Origin of the sequence: Nonomuraea gerenzanensis (assembly GCF_020215645.1) — a bacterium.
GTDB classification, from domain to species: Bacteria; Actinomycetota; Actinomycetes; order Streptosporangiales; family Streptosporangiaceae; genus Nonomuraea; species Nonomuraea gerenzanensis.
In genome coordinates, this window is the sequence record NZ_CP084058.1 from 2,995,410 (window position 1) to 3,013,296 (window position 17,887).

17 protein-coding genes are annotated in these 17,887 nt (G+C 73.5%); 12 read left to right on the forward strand and 5 right to left on the reverse strand.

Going from position 1 to position 17,887, the window contains the following annotated elements; translation table 11 throughout:
• Positions 1-9: 9 nt before the first annotated feature.
• The gene (locus LCN96_RS14275; protein ID WP_225273095.1) at positions 10-615 is read right to left on the reverse strand and encodes a TetR/AcrR family transcriptional regulator; all 606 of its coding nucleotides are present in this window, start codon (positions 613-615) and stop codon (positions 10-12) included.
• Between the two features lie 217 nt (positions 616-832).
• On the opposite strand from LCN96_RS14275, the gene LCN96_RS14280 reads away from it, so the two are divergent.
• The 3 genes from LCN96_RS14280 (at position 833) to LCN96_RS14290 (ending at position 3,212) form a co-directional block, all read left to right on the forward strand.
• On the forward strand, positions 833-1,888 hold the full coding sequence (locus LCN96_RS14280; protein WP_225273096.1) for a TerC/Alx family metal homeostasis membrane protein: 1,056 nt from the start codon (positions 833-835) through the stop codon (positions 1,886-1,888).
• A 369-nt stretch (positions 1,889-2,257) separates the two neighbouring features.
• Positions 2,258-2,887 (forward strand): RNA polymerase sigma factor, encoded by a 630-nt coding sequence (locus LCN96_RS14285; RefSeq protein WP_225273097.1) that lies wholly within the window; start codon positions 2,258-2,260, stop codon positions 2,885-2,887.
• Between the two features lie 79 nt (positions 2,888-2,966).
• Complete coding sequence (locus LCN96_RS14290; RefSeq protein WP_225273098.1) at positions 2,967-3,212, forward strand: anti-sigma factor family protein; 246 nt, start codon at positions 2,967-2,969, stop codon at positions 3,210-3,212.
• Here LCN96_RS14290 and LCN96_RS57385 read toward each other — a convergent pair.
• Entirely contained in the window at positions 3,172-3,576 is a 405-nt protein-coding gene (locus LCN96_RS57385; RefSeq protein WP_225273099.1) for a zf-HC2 domain-containing protein, read from the reverse strand. The two genes, LCN96_RS14290 and LCN96_RS57385, sit on opposite strands and share 41 nt — an antisense overlap.
• 123 nt (positions 3,577-3,699) lie before the next feature.
• On the opposite strand from LCN96_RS57385, the gene egtA reads away from it, so the two are divergent.
• The 5 genes from egtA (at position 3,700) to LCN96_RS14320 (ending at position 9,568) form a co-directional block, all read left to right on the forward strand.
• Positions 3,700-5,115, forward strand: coding sequence for an ergothioneine biosynthesis glutamate--cysteine ligase EgtA (gene egtA / locus LCN96_RS14300; RefSeq protein WP_225273100.1), 1,416 nt, complete (start codon positions 3,700-3,702; stop codon positions 5,113-5,115).
• A complete protein-coding gene (gene egtB, locus LCN96_RS14305; protein WP_225273101.1) occupies positions 5,112-6,404 on the forward strand; it encodes an ergothioneine biosynthesis protein EgtB in 1,293 nt (430 codons plus the stop codon). Before egtA ends, egtB begins: the two co-directional genes overlap by 4 nt.
• Before the next feature lies 1 nt (position 6,405).
• Positions 6,406-7,113: an ergothioneine biosynthesis protein EgtC gene (egtC, locus tag LCN96_RS14310; protein ID WP_225273102.1), complete on the forward strand. Its 708-nt coding sequence runs from the start codon at positions 6,406-6,408 to the stop codon at positions 7,111-7,113.
• A gap of 20 nt (positions 7,114-7,133) precedes the next feature.
• Positions 7,134-8,114 (forward strand): L-histidine N(alpha)-methyltransferase, encoded by a 981-nt coding sequence (gene egtD / locus LCN96_RS14315; protein ID WP_225273103.1) that lies wholly within the window; start codon positions 7,134-7,136, stop codon positions 8,112-8,114.
• A gap of 167 nt (positions 8,115-8,281) precedes the next feature.
• The gene (locus LCN96_RS14320; RefSeq protein ID WP_225273104.1) at positions 8,282-9,568 is read left to right on the forward strand and encodes an aminotransferase class V-fold PLP-dependent enzyme; all 1,287 of its coding nucleotides are present in this window, start codon (positions 8,282-8,284) and stop codon (positions 9,566-9,568) included.
• Positions 9,569-9,667: 99 nt separating this feature from the next.
• Here LCN96_RS14320 and LCN96_RS14325 read toward each other — a convergent pair whose 3' ends face one another.
• Positions 9,668-10,375 carry a TetR/AcrR family transcriptional regulator gene (locus tag LCN96_RS14325; protein ID WP_225273105.1) on the reverse strand — a complete coding sequence of 236 codons (708 nt, stop codon included), beginning with the start codon at positions 10,373-10,375 and terminating at the stop codon, positions 9,668-9,670.
• A gap of 90 nt (positions 10,376-10,465) precedes the next feature.
• Between LCN96_RS14325 and LCN96_RS14330 the strand changes: the two genes are divergently transcribed.
• Both LCN96_RS14330 and LCN96_RS14335 read left to right on the forward strand, forming a co-directional pair.
• Positions 10,466-11,149 (forward strand): NAD(P)-dependent oxidoreductase, encoded by a 684-nt coding sequence (locus LCN96_RS14330; protein WP_225273106.1) that lies wholly within the window; start codon positions 10,466-10,468, stop codon positions 11,147-11,149.
• Positions 11,150-11,208: 59 nt separating this feature from the next.
• Positions 11,209-12,432, forward strand: a complete 1,224-nt coding sequence (locus LCN96_RS14335) for a sialidase family protein (protein WP_225273107.1) — start codon at positions 11,209-11,211, stop codon at positions 12,430-12,432.
• A 73-nt stretch (positions 12,433-12,505) separates the two neighbouring features.
• Here LCN96_RS14335 and LCN96_RS14340 read toward each other — a convergent pair whose 3' ends face one another.
• Positions 12,506-13,957 (reverse strand): hypothetical protein, encoded by a 1,452-nt coding sequence (locus LCN96_RS14340; protein WP_225273108.1) that lies wholly within the window; start codon positions 13,955-13,957, stop codon positions 12,506-12,508.
• Between the two features lie 182 nt (positions 13,958-14,139).
• On the opposite strand from LCN96_RS14340, the gene LCN96_RS14345 reads away from it, so the two are divergent.
• Together LCN96_RS14345 and LCN96_RS14350 are read left to right on the forward strand one after the other, a co-directional pair.
• A complete protein-coding gene (locus LCN96_RS14345) occupies positions 14,140-15,492 on the forward strand; it encodes a hypothetical protein (protein WP_225273109.1) in 1,353 nt (450 codons plus the stop codon).
• 156 nt (positions 15,493-15,648) lie between these two features.
• The gene (locus tag LCN96_RS14350) at positions 15,649-16,875 is read left to right on the forward strand and encodes an IS701 family transposase (RefSeq protein ID WP_225275962.1); all 1,227 of its coding nucleotides are present in this window, start codon (positions 15,649-15,651) and stop codon (positions 16,873-16,875) included.
• Positions 16,876-16,906: 31 nt separating this feature from the next.
• Here the strand turns inward: LCN96_RS14350 and LCN96_RS14355 are convergent, their stop codons facing one another.
• Entirely contained in the window at positions 16,907-17,752 is an 846-nt protein-coding gene (locus LCN96_RS14355) for an LLM class flavin-dependent oxidoreductase (RefSeq protein ID WP_225273110.1), read from the reverse strand.
• Between the last annotated feature and the right edge of the window lie 135 nt (positions 17,753-17,887).

The following is a 17,887-nucleotide window of genomic DNA, read 5'->3' on the forward strand; positions in this document are numbered from 1 at the left end:
GACCCCCGGCTAGTCGTCGCGGTCGTCGTGCCGGGGGGCCAGGGCGGTGACGATCCGGGACAGCAGCGCCGCCCACTCCTCGTCCCCGACCTCGTGCAGGTCCGGCGTGATCAGCGCGCTGCCCATCCCGAGCAGCAGGCAGAAGTGCGCCACCGCGTCCGGCGACAGCCCGGGGTCCAGCTCGGCGTCGCCCTGCGCGACCCGGACGAGCTCGGCGATCCAGGTGGCCCGCTCGCCGACGTAGTCGCGCATCGGCCCGGCCACGTCCTCGTCCCTGCGCGCCGCGACCAGCGCCTCGACGATGAGGTATCCGAGAGGGTCGCGGCGGCGGGTCAGCGTGCGCCCGATGGCCAGCAGCAGCTCCGTGGCCGACCGGTCGGGGTCGGTCACGAACAGGCTCGCGAGCTGGTGCCTGCCGTGCGCGCGCAGGGCGGCCACGAGCAGGTCGGCCTTCGAGCCGAAGTGCGCGTACAGGGCGCCGTTGCTCACCCCCGCGGCCGCGGCGATGTCCGCCACGCGCGTGCCGTCGTACCCGCGCTCGGCGAAGACCTCGGCGGCGGCGAGCAGCAGCCGTTCGCGCGTCTCCGCGGCGGTGACTCCAGCGATGCGTCCCATGACCGAATTTAAAATTTCGTTCAATTGTCTCGTCAAGCGGGGGGTGGAAGAAGCTTCGGGGTGGAGGGATGTCCCCCTTTGATCTACTCTGAACCCGCGAGGGGAGTACTTCACAAGAGTCGGCCCGGTCAGTACGGACGTCCCGCGCGTCCCCGGACGGCCACCCGTTGGGTGAAGGAGACCTCGAACGGTTGACCTGTTCGAGGGAGGTATTCCCATGTCCGCGGGGACATTTTCGCATGCCGTAGAGCTGCGCACCATCGCTTCACCCACACTGTGGACCATCACGGTCGCGGCCCTGTTGCTGCTCCTGCTGGTGGACCTGCTGATCACCCGTCGGCCGCGCGAGGAGAGCATGCGCGAGTCGATCGGCTGGTCGGTGTTCTACCTGCTGCTGCCCGTGCTCTTCGGCGTCTACCTGTGGGCCGGGTACGGGGGCGGCGTGGCGGTGGAGTTCTTCACCGGGTTCGTGGTGGAGAAGTCGCTGTCGGTGGACAACCTGTTCGTGTTCATGCTGCTGCTCGCGGCCTTCGCGGTGCCGTCCGCGCTGGCCAGGCAGGTGCTGCTGTACGGCATCGTCGGGGCGCTCGTCCTGCGGGTGATCTTCATCTGGCTCGGCGCGGCGGCGCTGCAGAGCGGCACCTGGGCGTTCCTGCTGTTCGGCGCGATCCTCATCGTGACCGCAGGGAAGATCGTCAAGGATGTGCTGAGCGGGGGCGAGCAGGAGGTGGACGTCTCCTCCATGCGGACCGTCCGGCTGGTGCGCCGCTTCGTCCCGGTGACCGACGACTACCGCGGCTCCCGGCTCGTCGTGCGTGAACGCGGCCGGCTCGCGCTCACGCCGCTGGCGCTGGCCGCCGTCGCGATCCTGGCCACGGACATCGTCTTCGCCGTGGACTCCGTACCGGCCGTGTACGGGGTGACCGAGGACCCGTTCCTCGTCTTCGCCACCAACGCCTTCGCGCTGCTGGGGCTGCGGGCGCTGTACTTCGTCCTCCAGGGCGTGCTGACCAAGCTCCGCCACCTCAACCACGGGCTCAGCGTCATCCTCGCGTTCATCGGGGTCAAGCTCATCCTGCACTGGGCGCACGGCGTCTGGGCGTGGGTGCCGGAGATCCCCACGCCGGCCTCGCTCGGGGTCATCGTGTCGGTCCTGGTCATCGTCACGGTGACGAGCCTGCTCGCCAACCGCCGCGACCGCCTGCGCGCCGAGGCGGCCGGGAGCGGGGACGAGCTGCCGGAGCCGGTGCAGGAGCCGGCGGGGGAGCGGTAAGTCCGCATCCGGGTCGTGCCCGCGGGGCATCCGCATCTCGCCCCGCGGGCATCCGCATCTCGCCCCGCATGCTTCCGGACGGGTGTCGCCACGCTGGGTCACACGGCCGCCACACTAGTAGCACCCGCGCGCCACGGAAGACCACCGCTCCGGCGTACCGAACGGGCCTTCGCCCGAGCGCGCCAGCCCGCCCGCGACCTCCACGTCCGCGCCCGCAAGGCCGTGCCCGCCGCGAATCCGGGCCAGGCAGGGCTACACCCGGTGGACCCGGGAAAACGTCAGTGGGGGAGATTAGCCTGAGCGGTGCCGGGCTCGAGTCCGGCTCGTCGAGGTGTGACGTCCCAGCGTTCGACCGGAGGGGGAGCGATCGTGGGGTCTTTCGAGGGCGGTGGGCTGCCCCCGGATGACATCGTCGTCGGGGCCCTGCGCGCCGGCGACGAGGCGATGTTCGCGGCACTGCTCGACACCTGGTCCAGGGGCATGCTCCGGGTCGCCAGGTCCTACGTGTCCACCGACCACTCCGCGGAGGAGGTCGTGCAGGACACCTGGCTGGCGGTGATCGACGGGATCGACGCCTTCGAGGCGCGCGCCTCGGTCAAGACGTGGGTCTTCCGCATCCTGGTCAACACCGCGAAGAAGCGCGGCGTACGGGAGAGCCGCACGCTGCCGTGGAGCACGTTCGAGCGCGACGGCGGCCCGTTCACGGAGTTCGGCGAGGGGCGGGGCGGCCGGTTCGACGGGGTCGCGGCCTGGCCGACGCCCGAGGGCGAGGCGCTGGCGGCGGAGGTGCGGGTGCTGATCGCCGAGGCGCTCGGCCGCCTGCCACCCCGGCAGCGGGTCGTGATCACCCTGCGCGACGTGGAGGGATGCTCCTCCGACGAGGTCTGCGAGATCCTGGAGATCTCCGCGGCCAACCAGCGGGTGCTGCTGCACCGCGCCCGCACCGCGGTACGCGGCTGGCTGGCGGACTACTACGAGTCCGTCAAACAGCCTGAATGACTTCACGCGGCCCATCGGGGCCGCACAACGGCGACAATGAGTGAAACGGTTCATCCCAGAGACGAGGGCGGTCAACGTCGTGAAGCGGTTCACCTGCGACGAGCTGGCGGAACATCTCACCGCCTACCTGGAGGACGCCCTCGACCAGCCGTCCCGCGACGGCATGCGGGCACACCTGTCCTGCTGCGAGGGGTGCGGGCGCTACCTCGAGCAGTTCCGCGCCACCATCAAGGTGCTCGGTGACCAGCCGCCGGAGAAGCTGTCGGCACCCGTACGCGACCGGCTCATGTCCGCTTTCCGCGAGCGCCACCACCGCCACCCGTAGCACCTCCGCCACCCGTAGCACCTCCGCCACCCGTAACGTCCGGACGAGCGCCACCACCGCCACCCGCAGCACCCCCGCGAGCCGCACCGCCGTCCCCCTGGCACCACCCGCCCTTCTCCTGAACGCCGCCCCGTCCTGCGAAGCTCTCCCGCAACGCGGCCAGCACCGGCGCCGAGAAGACCCCGTCGCGCAGGCAGCCCAGGGCCGCGATCGTCGCCATCAGCTGCGTCAGCCACGCCGAGCAGCCCGGGCACGCGTCCAGGTGGCCGGCCACGGCCCCGTGCCGCCCCCGGGGAAGCGCCTCCTCCAGGTAGTCCGTGACCAGCGCGAGCACCTCGGCGCAGCCCAGTGAACCCTCCTCCATGTCACACAGTCCCCTCCGGGCCCCGTCCGTTACGCGGAAATTCGTCTGTAACGATCGAGCGCCTCCCGGGTCTGTAGTCCCGTGCGCATCAGCACGTCCTGCGGGGCCGGCGAGAGGGAGACGATGATCGGGGTTACCGCCGAGAGCACGCCGCTGCGCGACGTCACGGAGGTGGCGGGCTACGCGCGCCGGTGCTTCCGCCCCGCCGCTGACCGGGTGGGCGTCGAGCTGGAGTTCCTCGTCTTCGACCGGACGGACCCGGGCAGGCACGTCCCGATGGAGCGGACCCGCGAGGCGCTGCCCGCGCGGCTGCCGGGTGGCAGCCGGGTGACGTTCGAGCCGGGCGGGCAGCTGGAGCTGTCAGGGCCCGCGGGCGCGCTGCCCGACACGGTGGCCCGCCTGACCGCTGACGTGGCCGCCGTGCGCGACGGCCTGCGCGCCGCCGGGCTGGCGCTGGGCGGGGTCGGGCTCGACCCGGTGCGCCCGCCGTGCCGCCAGCTCGGCTCGCCCCGGTATGAGGCGATGGCGGAGTTCCTGGGGGCGCCGTACGGGCCGCTGATGATGTGCTCCACCGCGTCGATCCAGGTCAACCTGGACTTCGGGCGGCAGCCCGGCGTCCGCTGGGAGCGGGCGCACGCGCTCGGGCCCGTGCTGCTCGCCGCCTTCGCCAACTCCCCGCTGAGCGGCGGCAGGCCGTACGGGTGGATGTCGGGCCGCCAGGACGTCTGGAACAACCTCGACCCCAGCAGGACCCGGCCGGTGCCGGTCACGGGCGACCCCGTCGCCGACTGGACGGAGTACCTGCTGGACTCCCGGCTGATGCTCATCCGGGAGGACGAGGAGCACTACCGGCCGGTACGAGACGGCTCGACGTTCCGTGACTGGCTGGAGGGCGGGAGCCGCGCGGCACGGCCCACCCTGGAGGATCTCACCTACCACGCCACCACCGTCTTCCCGCCGGTCCGGCCCAGGGGGTGGCTGGAGATCCGGTACCTGGACGCGCAGCATCCGGAGACGTGGGCGGTGTGCGTGGCGGTGACGCATGCCCTCATCACCGACGACCGTGCCGCCGACGTCGCGATGGCCGCCGTCGAGTCCCGCCGCACTGCCCTGCCCCAGGAGGGGCGCGCCGCCCCGTACCAGAAGGGAGGCGCCGCCCCGTACCGGGAGGAATGGGATAGGGCCGCGCGGTGCGGGCTGGCGGACCCGCGGCTCAGGAGCGCCGCCGAGGCGTGCTTCCGCGCCGCGCTGGAGGCGCTGCCGCGACTCGGCGCGGACGCCGCCCTGGCCGGGGCCGTGGCCGCGTTCGCGGACCGGCATGTGAGCACCGGCCGCTCGCCGGCGGCCGATCTGGTGGACCCGGCACCACGGCACCCCGCCCCGGCCTGGCTGGATGCCACCCCAGACCACCACCGACCCGACGACCACGCACCCGACAGCCGCGCAGCCGACAAGCACGCAGCCGACGGCCGCGCATCTGACGACCACGCATCTGACGACCACGCAGCCGACGATCACGCACAGCAAGGACACGCATGACGGACATCAAGGAACGCATCGCCAAGGAGCTCCAAGCGGTGCGCGACCGCTCACTCACCTACACCGAAGCCGAGGACGACCTCCTCGTCCGCCAGCACTCCCCCCTCATGTCCCCCCTCGTCTGGGACCTCGCGCACGTCGGCAACTACGAGGAGCTGTGGGTCCTGCGAGCCGCGGCAGGCATCACCCCGCTCCGCCCCGAGATCGACGACATCTACGACGCCTTCAAGACCCCCCGCAAGGACCGCCCCACCCTGCCGTTCCTGCGCCCCACCGAGGCGCGCGGCTACATCGAGGGCGTACGCGGCCGCGTCCTCGACGTGCTCGACCGGATCGACCTGGAGGGCCCGTCCCCGCTGCACCGCGACGGTTTCGTGTTCGGCCTGGTGATCCAGCACGAGCACCAGCACGACGAGACCATGCTGGCCACGTTGCAGCTCTCCGGCCAGCCGGGCCTGGTGCGCGACGGCGACCTGCCGCCGGGCCGCGCCGAGGGGCCCGAGGAGGTGCACGTCCCGGCGGGGCCGTTCCTGATGGGCACCGACACGCTGCCGTGGGCCTACGACAACGAGCGCCCGGCGACCTGGGTGGACCTGCCGGGCTACTGGATCGACCGGCTCCCGGTCGGCAACCGCGCGTACCTGGCGTTCATCGAGGACGGCGGGTACGACGACCCGCGCTGGTGGACGCCCGAGGGCTGGCAGTGGCGGCAGCGGCGCGGCATCACCGCCCCGCTGTTCTGGACCAGGGACGGCGGCGCCTGGCACCGCGACCGCTTCGGCCGCGTCGAGCCCGTCCCCATGGACGAGCCCGTGCAGCACGTCAGCTGGTACGAGGCCGACGCCTACGCCCGCTGGGCGGGCAAGCGGCTGCCCACCGAGGCCGAGTGGGAGAAGGCGTGCGGCTGGGACCCGCAGGCGCGCCGGTCCAGGCGCTACCCGTGGGGCGAGGCCGACCCGACCCCCGCCCTGGCGAACCTCGGCCACCGCGCCTCCCACCCCGCCCCGCTCGGCGCCTACCCGGAGGGGGCCAGCGCCTACGGGGCCGAGCAGATGGTGGGCGACGTGTGGGAGTGGACCGGCACCTGGTTCGACGGGTATCCGGGGTTCCGGAGTTTCCCGTACAAGGAGTACAGCGAGGTGTTCTTCGGGCAGGAGTACCGCGTGCTGCGCGGCGGCTCCTGGGCGGCGGACCCGGCGGCGGTGCGCACCACGTTCAGGAACTGGGACTACCCGATCCGCAGGCAGATCTTCACCGGCTTCCGCTGCGCCCGGTCGGAGCTGGTCTGAGGTGTGCAGGCACGCCGCCTGGCTGGGCGCCGAGCGCCCGCTCGCCTCGCTCATCGACGAGCCCGAGCACGGCCTGCTCAAGCAGTCGTACGCGCCGCGCCGCCAGCGTCACGGGCTGATCAACGCCGACGGGTACGGCATGGGCTGGTACGTCAGCGGACGCCATGAACCGGTGCGCTACCGCCGTTCCGTGCCCATCTGGACCGACGCCAACCTGCCGGGGCTCGCCGCCACGGCCCGCTCGACGTGCCTGCTGGCGGCCGTGCGTTCGGCCACCGTGGGCATGCCGGTCGAGGAGAGCGCCACCGCGCCGTTCACCGACGGGGCCTGGCTGCTCAGCCACAACGGCCGCGTCGTCCGCGACGCTGTCAGGGACCTCTGCGACGGCGCCGAGAGCACCTGCGACGCCGCCTGGGTGGCCGCCGCCGTGTTCCAGCGCGGGCGCGCCGGCGCCGACCTGGGCGAGGCGCTGTCCGAGGTCGTCGTACGGGCGGGGGAGAAGGACCCCGCCGCCCGCCTGAACCTGCTCGCCGCCGACGGCACGACCATCGTCGCGACCGTCTGGGGCGACACCCTCTTCCACCACCGAACCCACGACGGCGTGCTGGTGGCCAGCGAGCCGCTCGACGACCTGCCCGGCTGGCAGGCCGTGCCCGAGCGCAGCCTGCTCACCGTCACCCGCGACGACATCGCCGTCCAGCCCTTGTGAACCCATCTCCAGGAGACCTCGTGCCCGTCACCCAGTCCACCGTGCATGTGATCAGCCATCTTGACCGCGACTACCTGCGCCAGGCCCTCGAACACGACGTCACCACCGGCCTGACGTCCACCCCCAAGTGGCTGCCGCCCAAGTGGTTCTACGACGCCGCCGGCAGCGAGTTGTTCTCCCGTATCACCCGGTTGCCCGAGTACTACCCGACCCGGCGCGAGCTGGCCATCCTGCGCGCGCAGGCCACCGACCTGGCGGCAGTCTCCCGCGCGGACACGCTGGTCGAGCTGGGCTCCGGCACCAGCGAGAAGACCGTGCTGCTGCTGGACGCGCTCTCGGCGGCCGGCACCCTGCGCGGCTACACGCCCGTGGACGTGGACGCCGTCACCCTGGAGGCCGCGGCACGCCGGCTGGCGGGCCGCTACCCGGGGCTGGCCGTACGGGCCGTGTGCGCCGACTTCGAACGCCACCTGGCGCTGCTGCCCCGCAACGGGCGGCGGATGGTGGCCTTCCTCGGCGGCACCATCGGCAACCTCGATCCGGCCGCCCGCGCGGTGTTCCTCAAGGAGCTGCGGGCCACGCTGCGGGTGGGCGACACGTTCCTGCTGGGGGCCGACCTGGTGAAGGACACCGGGCGGCTGGTGGCCGCTTACGACGACACGGCGGGGGTGACGGCCGAGTTCAACAGGAACGTGCTGCGCGTGATCAACCGGGAGCTGGACGCCGACTTCGAGCCCGAGGCGTTCGAGCACGTGGCCCTGTACGACGAGCGGCACGACTGGATCGAGATGCGGCTGCGGGCCTCGCGGGCCATGCGGGTGCGGGTCGGGGGGCTGGGGCTGGCGGTGTCGTTCGAGGCGGGGGAGGAGATGCGTACCGAGATCAGCGCCAAGTTCCGGGCGGAGGGGCTGCGGGCGGAGCTCGCGGCGGCCGGGTTCGGGGTGCGGCGCCATTACACCGATCCCGCGGGTGACTTCGCGCTGGTTCTGGCCGAGGCGTGAAACCGCCCGCGATGCCCGGCGCCGGGTCCGCAGAGCGGCGTGCGACATGTGAGGCCGGCACCGCAGACTTGCCTGCGACGTCATGTGGGGCCGGCACCGCAGACTTGCCTGCGACGTCATGTGGGGCCGGCACCGCAGACTTGCCTGCGACGTCCGGCGCCCGGTCCGTGGCAAAGCTGTGGCGGGCGGCGCGGCGTGTGGTGCCGCCCGGGCATCTGGACGCGGCCGGCTGCAACGTGCCGGGCGACCGGGTGCTCGACGTGATGACGGCGCATCTGCGGCTGGAGCGCGAGCGCGGCGGCTACGGCGCCGTCCCCGACCTCACCGCCGCCCGCTCCGCCTTGGCCGCCCTGGTCGCCTTGGTCGCGGCCGCCCCAGACGATGGCGGGCCCGGGGGCGGGATGGCCGGGCCGGGCGGTGGCGCGTCCGGAAGGGCGGCGGCGAGGGCGGAGCAGGTGGCGTTCCTGGAGAGCGGGACGGCGGCGACGGCGGCGCTGCTGGGCGGCTGGCGGCTCGCGGCCGGCAGCCGGATCGGCTGTGCCCGCACCGAGTACGGCAGCACGCTGATGCTGCTGCGCCACCTCGCCGCCCAACGCGGCTGGCGGCTCGTCGAGCTGCCCGTGGACGGCGACGCCCGCATCGACCCCGACGGTGTACGGGCCCGGCTGGCGTCCGGGCTGGACCTCGTGGTCGTCTCGCACATCGGCTCCCACCACGGCGTCGTGCAACCAGCGGCGGAGATCGGCGCCCTGTGCCGGGCGGCGGAGGTGCCGTTCGTCCTGGACGTCTGCCAGTCGCTGGGCCACGTCGAGGTACGCGGAACGGGCGCCACCGCCTACGTGGGCACCTCCCGCAAGTGGCTGGCGGGCCCCCGCGGCGTCGGCTTCCTGATCGTGCCCGGCCTGACCCCGGCCATGGACTCCCCGGCCCCGTCCCTCAGCGGCCACCTGTGGAACGGCTCGGCGACCTCCGGCGTGTGGGACGAGCCATGGCCTCAGGATGGCGATGCGGCGCGGGGCGAGGCGATGCCCGAGCGGGGCGGGTCGGTGCCCGTGGACGGGGCGGCGCGTTACGAGAGCTCGGAGGGTGCCATCGCCGCCCGGGTCGGCCTGGGCGTCGCCGTCCAGGAGCACCACGCGCTCGGCCCGGCCGCCGTCCACGCCCACCTGGCGGAACTGGGCCGCACGGCGCGCGACCTGCTCGACGGGGCGGGAGGCTGGCGCGTGGCGGAACCGCTCGACGAGCCCTCAGCCCTCATCACCCTCACCCCACCACCCGGCGACACAGCCGAACGCGCCGCCGCCCGCGCCGCGCAGGCGTCCCTGCTGGTCGGCGTCGTCCCCACGGCCCGCGCCCCCCTGCACCTGCGCGAGCCCGTCCTCCGCGTCTCCCCACCCCCGGGCACCTCGCCGGACACCCTCCGAGCGCTTGCCCGCATCCTCGCCCAACCCTGACGCACCATTCCTGACGCGTCGCCCCCGACGCGTCACCCCCGACGCGTCAGCGCTGGCCCGGCGAGTCCCCAGCACCCACCGCACTCCGCCTCACCCGGCTCACTCGCCGACGACCAGCCCCAGCGACGCGATGAGGTCCAGAATCTCCTCGCGATACAACTTCTCCGGATGCCGCGCCTGCGCCCGCAGATGCCCGTGCACCTCCAGCGCCACCAGCCCGTGCATCCGCCCCCACACCCGCAGCGCCACCGCCACGGCAGCAGGTGGCAACTCCGGATGGGACGCCCGCACCTCATCGGCCAGCCCAGGCCCGAAGTCCCCCCAGTCGTATCCGCCGTCGCGCTGCCGCCCCGCCGCGTACGGCCACGCGGCGGCCACCAGCGAGACGAGCCCCGCACAGGCCCGCCGCTCGGCCTCCGGCGCGGGCCCGCCCGGCGGCGGCCGGTAGTCCGGGACCGGCTCCCCGTAGACCAGCCGGAACCCCTCGGGATTGGCGGTGGCCCACCCCCGGAACGTCTGCGCCCACGCCATCAGCCGTCCCGCGGCGTCGTCGGCGGGCAGGACGCCGCACGCCCGGTCGATCTCGTCCATCAGCCCGGTGTACACGTCGTCGATGAGCGCCGTGAGCAGGTCGTCGCGGGTGGCGTAGTAGCCGTAGAGCGCCCCGGCCGTCATGCCCATCCGGCGGCCGATGGCGCGCAGCGTGACCGCGCCCGGCCCGCCCTCCGCCAGTAGCGCCATGGCGGTCTCCTTGATCTCCCGGGCCGTCTGCGCCCGGAGCCGCTCCCGCCTGCTCCCCTCGATCACGTTGACACCCTACCGCGTTCAGTGTCTAAGCTATGTTCATCTACTACACACCGTTCAGAAAATGAACGCCGTATGGAAGAGGAGTGCGCCATGCGCATGGGAGTGTTCGGGGCCACGGGGATCATCGGGTCGCGCGTCGTCGCGGAGGCGGTGCGGCGGGGGCATGACGTCACCGCGTTCACCAGGGACGCCTCCCGCATCCTCGCCGATCCGGGGCAGGTCGGGTGGCGGGTCGCGGACGTCCTCGACGTGTCCGGCGCGACGAGCGCCATCGCCGGTCAGGACGTGATCGTGAACGCGCTGAACGCCGGCCGCGACATCCCCGACACGATCGCCAACGCCCACGTGCTGCCCGCCGCCGCCCGGTCGTTGCTCGAAGCGCTGGAGTCGCACCCCACCGCCAGGCTGATCGTCGTGGGAGGGGCGGGCAGCCTGGAGGTAAGCCCCGGGCTGCAGGTGGTGGACACCGAAGGCTTCGCGGAAGGGCTGCCCGAGCACCTCGGCGTCCCGGTGGAGTACGTCAAGGTCGTGCTGGCCCACCGCGAGGCGCTGGCGCTCTACCGCTTGTCCAACCGCAACTGGACCTACCTGAGCCCGTCGGCGGGCCGCGTCGAGCCCGGCGAGCGTACCGGCCGGTTCCGGGTGGGCGGCGACCAGCTCCTGGTCCGCGCGGACGGCACCAGCGACATCTCCGCCGAGGACCTGGCCGTGGCCGTCGTGGACGAGGCCGAGCTGCCCCGGCATGTTCAGCGACGCTTCACCGTCGGTTACTGATCACAAGGGTTGATCATCGCGTCCCGCGCGGAGATCATGACCGCGAGAGGGAGGCAATCATGCGGAGGTTACGCACGCTGGGTGCCGCGATCGGCGCCGTCGTGGCCGTGGCGGTGACCGCCTCGCCCGCCGCGGCGGCGCAGCCGCCCACGTACACGTGGCACAAGCAGACCCTGTGGAAGCAGTACACCAGCACCGACCCGGCCACCGGAGCGACGGTCACCACCTGCTACCGGCTCCCGGCCGTCGTCAAAACCGGGAACAACGTGCTGCTCGCCTTCGCCGAGCGGCGCAACAGGAACAACTGCGCCGACCACGGCGCGTTCGACGTCGTCATGCGCCGCTCCACCGACAACGGCGTCACCTGGGAGGCGAGCAGGACCGTCCTGGCCAGCACGGCGGGGGCGGCCCTGCAGGGGAACGCGACCGTGGTGGCCGACTCGGCCGGACCGGTGTTCCTGTTCACGACCTCCGAGCCGACCGCGACCCAGACCACGCCCCGCACCCCGAAGGTGCAGGTCAGCAACGACGACGGGCGTACGTGGTCGGCGCCGGACGACCTGTCCGCCGAGATCAAGGCCCCTGCCGGGGCGGGCGACTGGTTCGCGACCGGCCCGGGGCACGGCATCCAGCTCACGCGTGGCGGCCACGCGGGCCGGCTGGTCGTGCCCGTCTACTTCGCCGTGGGGAGCCGGCAGAGCGTGCGGCTGGTCTACAGCGACGACCACGGCGTCACCTGGCGGATCGGCGCGACGGCCACGTACGACAAGGCGACGCTCAAGCTGGGCGAGCAGACGCTGGTCGAGCGGACCGACGGCAGCGTCCTCGTGATCGCCCGCAACGGCGCCGTCCCCGACGACCAGACCTCCGTCCACGGGCTGGCCCGCGGCGTGAGCCGCGACGGCGGCCTGACCTTCGACGGCGACTTCCGCGCCGACGGCGCCATCACCGCCCCGCCGACCCACCCCGCTCTGCTCCGCCAGCGCTGGGACGGCGGCCCGTACACCCGCATCCTGCTGTCGGCGCCCGCCACCCCCAAGACGAACAACAACCCTGTGGGCATGAACGTGCGCTCCTCCTTCGACGAGGGCGCGACCTGGCGCAACTACGACGGCAGCACCGGGAACGCGGGGGTGCGCATCGACGGCGACCACGCGGGCTACTCCGACATGACGCTTCTCGGCAACGGGGCGATCGGGGTGCTGTACGAGGCGGGGGCGGCTCGCTTCCGTGACGAGATCCGGTGGAACTGGTTCTGGGAGAGCGCCATCGGCCTGCGCTGAACCTGCGGGCCGGACCTGCGTCGGACCTGCGCCGGACCTGCGCCGGACCTGCGCTGAAAGGGGCGGTCGCGGCTCACGCGGGGACGCAGAGCCGTTCGACGGCCGCCGCCACCCGGCGCGTGAACGGTGACGCGCTGGCCGGACCGTGGAAGGGCTGGGTGGCACCATCCGTGACGGCCTCGACGGTGGCGAGGTCCGCGCCGGGACGGCACACCACGCCCGCGGCCGGCAGGTCGGCGATCAGGAACTCGCCCTGGTCGGCCCGGGCCTCGGCCGGGTGGGCGGCACGGCGGACCCAGCGCGGCCGGTCGTCGGGATCGAGCCGGTAGACGCCGGGCCCCTGGCCGCCCGCGACCCGTACGGCGGAGGTGCCGCGCAGCCGGACCCGCACGGAGAAGGGGCCGCCGCGCTGGGTGGCGCGCAGCAGGCTGACGTGGTTGAACTCCTGCGGATCGGCGAGCCAGCCGACCCGCCCGCCCAGCATCACCACCAGGTGGGCCAGCACGAACGGCGGCACCCCGACGGCCTGCTGGTTGACCGCCGAGACCTCGGTGCTCGCGTCGTGACCCCACCTGATCGCCGACAGGTAGACCCGCTCGCTCGGTGTGATCAGGCCACGCAGGCTGAACAGCCCCGCGACGCCGTACCGGCGCCAGCCCCAGACGGCGATGCGCTCGGCGCACTCGATGAGCAGCGCGGCGGCCGGCACCGGCCACGGGCGCGACCAGTCGTGGCCGGCGCTGCGCAGCGGGCCCACGCCCAGCTCGGTGACGCCGGTCGTCTCGTGCGCGGGCCGGTCCACGTACACGCTGACGCCGCCGGAGCCGTCCGGGACGCTGAGCACGGTGACGGCGCACGGCCAGCCGTCCACGTACGCGGCCACCCGGTACGGGCCGAGCAGCCGGGCGACCCTGGCCATGTCGTCGTCGCCCGACACGATCACGGTGCCCCGCCCGCCGGAGGCGCCGCCCGCCTGCACCACCACGCGTTCGGTGCCGACCGCGCGCCGCAGCTCCGCCAGGCTCGGCAGCCGCTCGGCCGGGACGCAGCGGATCCGCGCCACCGCCGGGACCCCGGCCGCCCGCAGCAGGTCGTCGAACAGGTGCCTGGCCTCGATCGTGCCCCGCACGCCCGCGTCGATCGCCGCGACCGTGCCGCCCGGGCCCGCCAGCTCGTCAAGCTGGGCGCTCGCGTGGCAGGCGGCGATGACGGGCGGGCGGTCCAGCTTGACCAGGTGCCTGGCGGCGTCGTGGCGTACGCGCCGCAGCCAGCCGCGCCGCTCCGGCACCGAACGGCTGCCGCTGTGCTCCTCCGCCGCGACGACCATGCCGGGCAACGCCGGCTCCCACGCCGCGTAGCAGCCGATGCCCAGCGCGGGGCGCAGCGCCTCGACGGGCGCCGGCCCGGTGTAGCCGGTGCGCAGGGCGCTGCTGTACCGGTCGACGACGACCAGGGGCCTGCCCGCCAGCGCGGTCAGCAGTTCGGCGTTGGCCACCTCGGCCGCCGCCCCGTCCATGCCTGCCATCCGGTCTTCCTCTCGTCCGCCCGCTTCGGAGCCCGCTCTCCCTATTCGCCGACATCCGCCGACATCCGCCGCCCGCACACATCCGTCCGACATCCGCCGGCCTCACGCTCCGTTCTCTTGACGGTGCTCCCCGTACGGCGCATCGTCGAGGGCACCGCGATGTGAAGCGATGTGAACCTGAGATGCCGCCACGGCGCACCCGCCCGGTCGTGAACCGGGCCCTGGCCGCGCTGATCGAGCAGACCGGCTGGACACACGCGGCCATCGCGCAGCACGTCAACGCCGTCGCCGCGGAGAGCGGCGAGCGGCTGCACTACGACCGCTCGGCGGTGGGCCACTGGCTGACGGGCACCGTTCCCAGGCCGGAGGCGGTGCACGCCGCGGTGGAGGCGTTCCGCCGGCGGCTCGGCCGGCCGGACCTCGCACCGCGGCACCTCGGCTGGCCCGACCCCGACCCCGCCGCGGCGCCCGCCGACGACCCCTGGGGCGGCGACCCGGTCGCCCGGCTGGCCACGCTGGGGGAGGACGACCTGCTCAACCGCCGCACGGTGCTGACGGTGGGCACGTTCACGCTGGCAGCGCTGTCCGGCCTGGCCGCCACGCGTGGCAACCCGCACGGTCAGGCACGCGACCTGCGCGCCGGCGCCGGGGACGTGGTGCGCCTGCGCGGCGCCACCGCCGCCTTCGCCGACCTCGACGACCAGTTCGGCGGCGGCCACGCCCGCGCCGCGGTCGCCGCCTACCTGTCGCGCGAGGTGACACCGCTGCTGCGCCGGGCCAGCGGACGCACCCGCCCCGACCTGTTCGCGGCGGCGGCCGAGCTGAGCTACCTGGCCGCGTACATGGCCATGGACGCGGGCGCGAACGCCCTGGCCCAGCGCTACTACATCAGCACCGTACGGCTCGCGGACGAGGCCGGCGACCTGCTGCTGCGCGCCACCGCGTTACGCAGCATGGCCGTGCAGGCGGCCGAGCTGGGCCATGACGGCGAGGCGCTCGCGCTGGCCGACGCCGCCGCCTCGGCCCTCGGCGGGCACGGCCCCCGGCGCACGCTGGCCTGGATCACCGGCATGCGCGCCGAGGCGCACGCGGCGGCCGGCACCCGCTGGGACGCGCTGAACCTGCTGCGCCGCACCGAGACCCAGCTCGAACGCGCCGACTCCCCGCCGGAGACCGAGTGGCTGGGCAACTACCGGCGCGAATCCCTGGAGCACCAGATCGGGCTGACCCTCACCCAGCTCGGCGACCACGCCACCGCCGCCCGCCACTTCACCGCGTCCATGCGGGCGCGGCGGCCGGTGGAGCTGCGCACGCGGGTGCTCATCGGGCTGCGGGCGGCGCACGCCCACCTGCGGGCCGGCGACCCCGAGCAGGCCGCCGTCACCGCGCTGGGCCTCAGCGGCGACGTACGGCTGATCGCCTCGGCCCGGGTGCACGACGAGCTGCGCCGCCTCCGGGCGGGCTGGCAGCCTTACCGCACCAGCCCGCTCGTCGCCGAGGCGGACGCCGCCGTGTCAGGCCGGCACCCCGCCTAGTACTCCAGTGACACTTGGCGATCTTGAGGACTTGGGGTCACATGGCGACGGCCACCGCGTGATCATTCGGAGTTTGTGAGAACAACCAAAGATCGTGCGGTGGCCGCGAGCCACAGCGTAGACCCTGACAGCTGGATGGTCATCTTCAACGAGCTGATGGCTCGGATCGCCGGCCGGTTCGGCCGCGTCGAACCGCGGCGTGCGGCAACCGCCTATGTGCGTGGGCTACTGGCCGACATCGACCGCAAGAACTGCTGGAACCTGGCCGAACACGCCGGGCTGGCCGGGCCGCAGGCGCTGCAGCGGCTGCTGCGCACCGCCCGCTGGGACGCCGACGCGGTGCGCGACGACGTCCGCGATTTCACCGTCGACCGGCTCGGACCCGACGGCGTGCTGATCGTGGACGAGACCGGGTTCGTCAAGAAGGGTGTCGGTTCGGCTGGGGTGCAGCGGCAATACAGCGGCACCGCGGGCCGGATCGAAAACTGCCAGATCGGCGTGTTCCTCGCCTACGCCACCCCGGCGGGACGCGCGCTGCTGGACCGGCGGCTCTACCTGCCCGAGCACACCTGGCTGGCCGACCCCGGCCGCTGCCTCGCGGCAGGTGTCCCGGACGAGATCGCCTTCGCCACCAAGCCCGCCCTGGCCACGGCCATGGTGCTGGCCGCCCTCGAGGCCGGCGTGCCCGCCCACTGGGTAACCGGCGATGAGGTCTACGGCCAAGACCCGCGCCTGCGCGCCGCCCTGGAGGAGCGCCGGCTGGGGTACGTGCTGGCGATCGCGGGCAACCGGCGGGTCGAACTCGAGGGCGCCCAGGTGAGCGCGGCCGAGGTCGCCACGCGAGTGTCCGATCAGCACTGGCACCGCTACCGCGCCGGTCAAGGCGTCAAGGGCCCCCGCTGGTACGCCTGGGCCTGGGCACGGATCGACGAAAGCGACGCCCACGGATATCGGTGGCTGCTGATCCGACGCAACCTGGCCACCGGCGAGCTGGCGTTCTACCGCTGCTACGCACCCACCCGGCAACCCCTGATGGCCCTGGTAAAGATCGCCGGGAGCCGATGGGCGGTCGAGGAATCCTTCCAAGCCGCCAAGGGCCAGATCGGGCTGGACCATTACCAGGTACGCGGCTGGACGGCCTGGCACCGGCACATCACCTTGGCCATGCTCGCGCTGGCCCTGCTGGTGGCCGTCGCCGCCGCCCAGCCACCCAGTGACCAGGACCGCATCCCGCTGACACTGCCCGAGATCCGCCGGCTGCTCGCCGTACTCGTGCTGACCTGGCACCGCTCGATCACCCATGTCCTGCGCTGGTCAGACTGGCGCCGCCGACACCAAGCCACCGCCCGACGCTGCCACTACCAGCGCAGATCCGAGCCATGATCGCGAAATGTCACTGGAGTACTAGCCGAGATCAGAGGAGGCCGGCGAGGCGATCGACCTGCTCGGGATCGCGCCCGAAGCAGTAGAGCATCACCTCGTCCGCCCCCAGCTCCCCGAACTCGGCGATGGCGTCCCTGATCGCCCCAGGGGTGGTGCGCATCCCGGACACCATGTACTCCGCGACCCCGGACGAGGCGTAGTAGGCGCCCATCGCCGCCTTGGCCTCCTCGACCACCCGCTCGGGACCGACGGCCACCGAGACCTGGGCGACGATCCGCGGCGCGCCCGCGCGCCCGTGCTCCTTCCAGGCCGTGCGCACGGTGTCGAACAGCCCGCCCGCCCACGAGGGCGGAGCGGCGGCGAGGAAGCCGTCGCCCCAGCGGGCCACCCGGTCGAGCGCACGCGGCTTGAAGCCACCGACGAGCACCTCGGGCCCGCCGGGCCGGGCGGGAGCGGGGCCGATGGGACCGGCGCCGGGCCCGTACGGCTCGCCGGACCACAGCCGCCGCATCGCGGCGAGCTGCTCGTCCATGCGGCGCCCCCGGGTCCGCAGGTCGGTGCCGGCGGCGGCGTGGTCGTCCGCGCGCCCGCCGATGCCGACGCCCAGGACGAACCGGCCGCCGCTGAGCCGGTCGAGGGTCGCGGCCTGCTTGGCGAGCAGCGCGGTCGCGCGCAGCGGCGGCAGCAGGACTTCGGTCTGGAGCCGGATCCTGGTGGTGGCGCCGGCGAGGACGCCGAGAGTGACCAGCGGCTCGGGATTGTCGTAGACGAGCCGGTCGAGCAGGCCCAGAGTGGTGAAGGGGCCCGCTTCGGCGCGGGTGGCCCAGTCGAGCAGGGACTCGGGGTCGGTGACGGGCAGGCCGAGGCCGACGTGCATGAGGTGCCTCCGAAAGAAGAGACGGCAAAAGAACCGTGCCGCCCTCTTCTGCACCCCGTCGCCCGGGATGTGCGCTTCCGCTCTGCGGCGTTACTTCTGGGAAGCGCTGTTCGAATTGCGATCACCCTACAGCAA

What these genes read in the sequence shown, in the direction of transcription:
- LCN96_RS14335 (WP_225273107.1), top strand. Translation starts at nt 11,209, where the DNA reads ATGCGGAGGTTACGCACGCTGGGTGCCGCGATCGGCGCCGTCGTGGCC.
- LCN96_RS57385 (WP_225273099.1), bottom strand. Translation starts at nt 3,576, where the DNA reads ATGGAGGAGGGTTCACTGGGCTGCGCCGAGGTGCTCGCGCTGGTCACG.
- LCN96_RS14330 (WP_225273106.1), top strand. Translation starts at nt 10,466, where the DNA reads ATGCGCATGGGAGTGTTCGGGGCCACGGGGATCATCGGGTCGCGCGTC.
- egtA (WP_225273100.1), top strand. Translation starts at nt 3,700, where the DNA reads ATGATCGGGGTTACCGCCGAGAGCACGCCGCTGCGCGACGTCACGGAG.
- LCN96_RS14340 (WP_225273108.1), bottom strand. Translation starts at nt 13,957, where the DNA reads ATGGCAGGCATGGACGGGGCGGCGGCCGAGGTGGCCAACGCCGAACTG.
- LCN96_RS14355 (WP_225273110.1), bottom strand. Translation starts at nt 17,752, where the DNA reads ATGCACGTCGGCCTCGGCCTGCCCGTCACCGACCCCGAGTCCCTGCTC.
- egtB (WP_225273101.1), top strand. Translation starts at nt 5,112, where the DNA reads ATGACGGACATCAAGGAACGCATCGCCAAGGAGCTCCAAGCGGTGCGC.
- LCN96_RS14345 (WP_225273109.1), top strand. Translation starts at nt 14,140, where the DNA reads ATGCCGCCACGGCGCACCCGCCCGGTCGTGAACCGGGCCCTGGCCGCG.
- LCN96_RS14280 (WP_225273096.1), top strand. Translation starts at nt 833, where the DNA reads ATGTCCGCGGGGACATTTTCGCATGCCGTAGAGCTGCGCACCATCGCT.
- LCN96_RS14350 (WP_225275962.1), top strand. Translation starts at nt 15,649, where the DNA reads ATGGCTCGGATCGCCGGCCGGTTCGGCCGCGTCGAACCGCGGCGTGCG.
- LCN96_RS14275 (WP_225273095.1), bottom strand. Translation starts at nt 615, where the DNA reads ATGGGACGCATCGCTGGAGTCACCGCCGCGGAGACGCGCGAACGGCTG.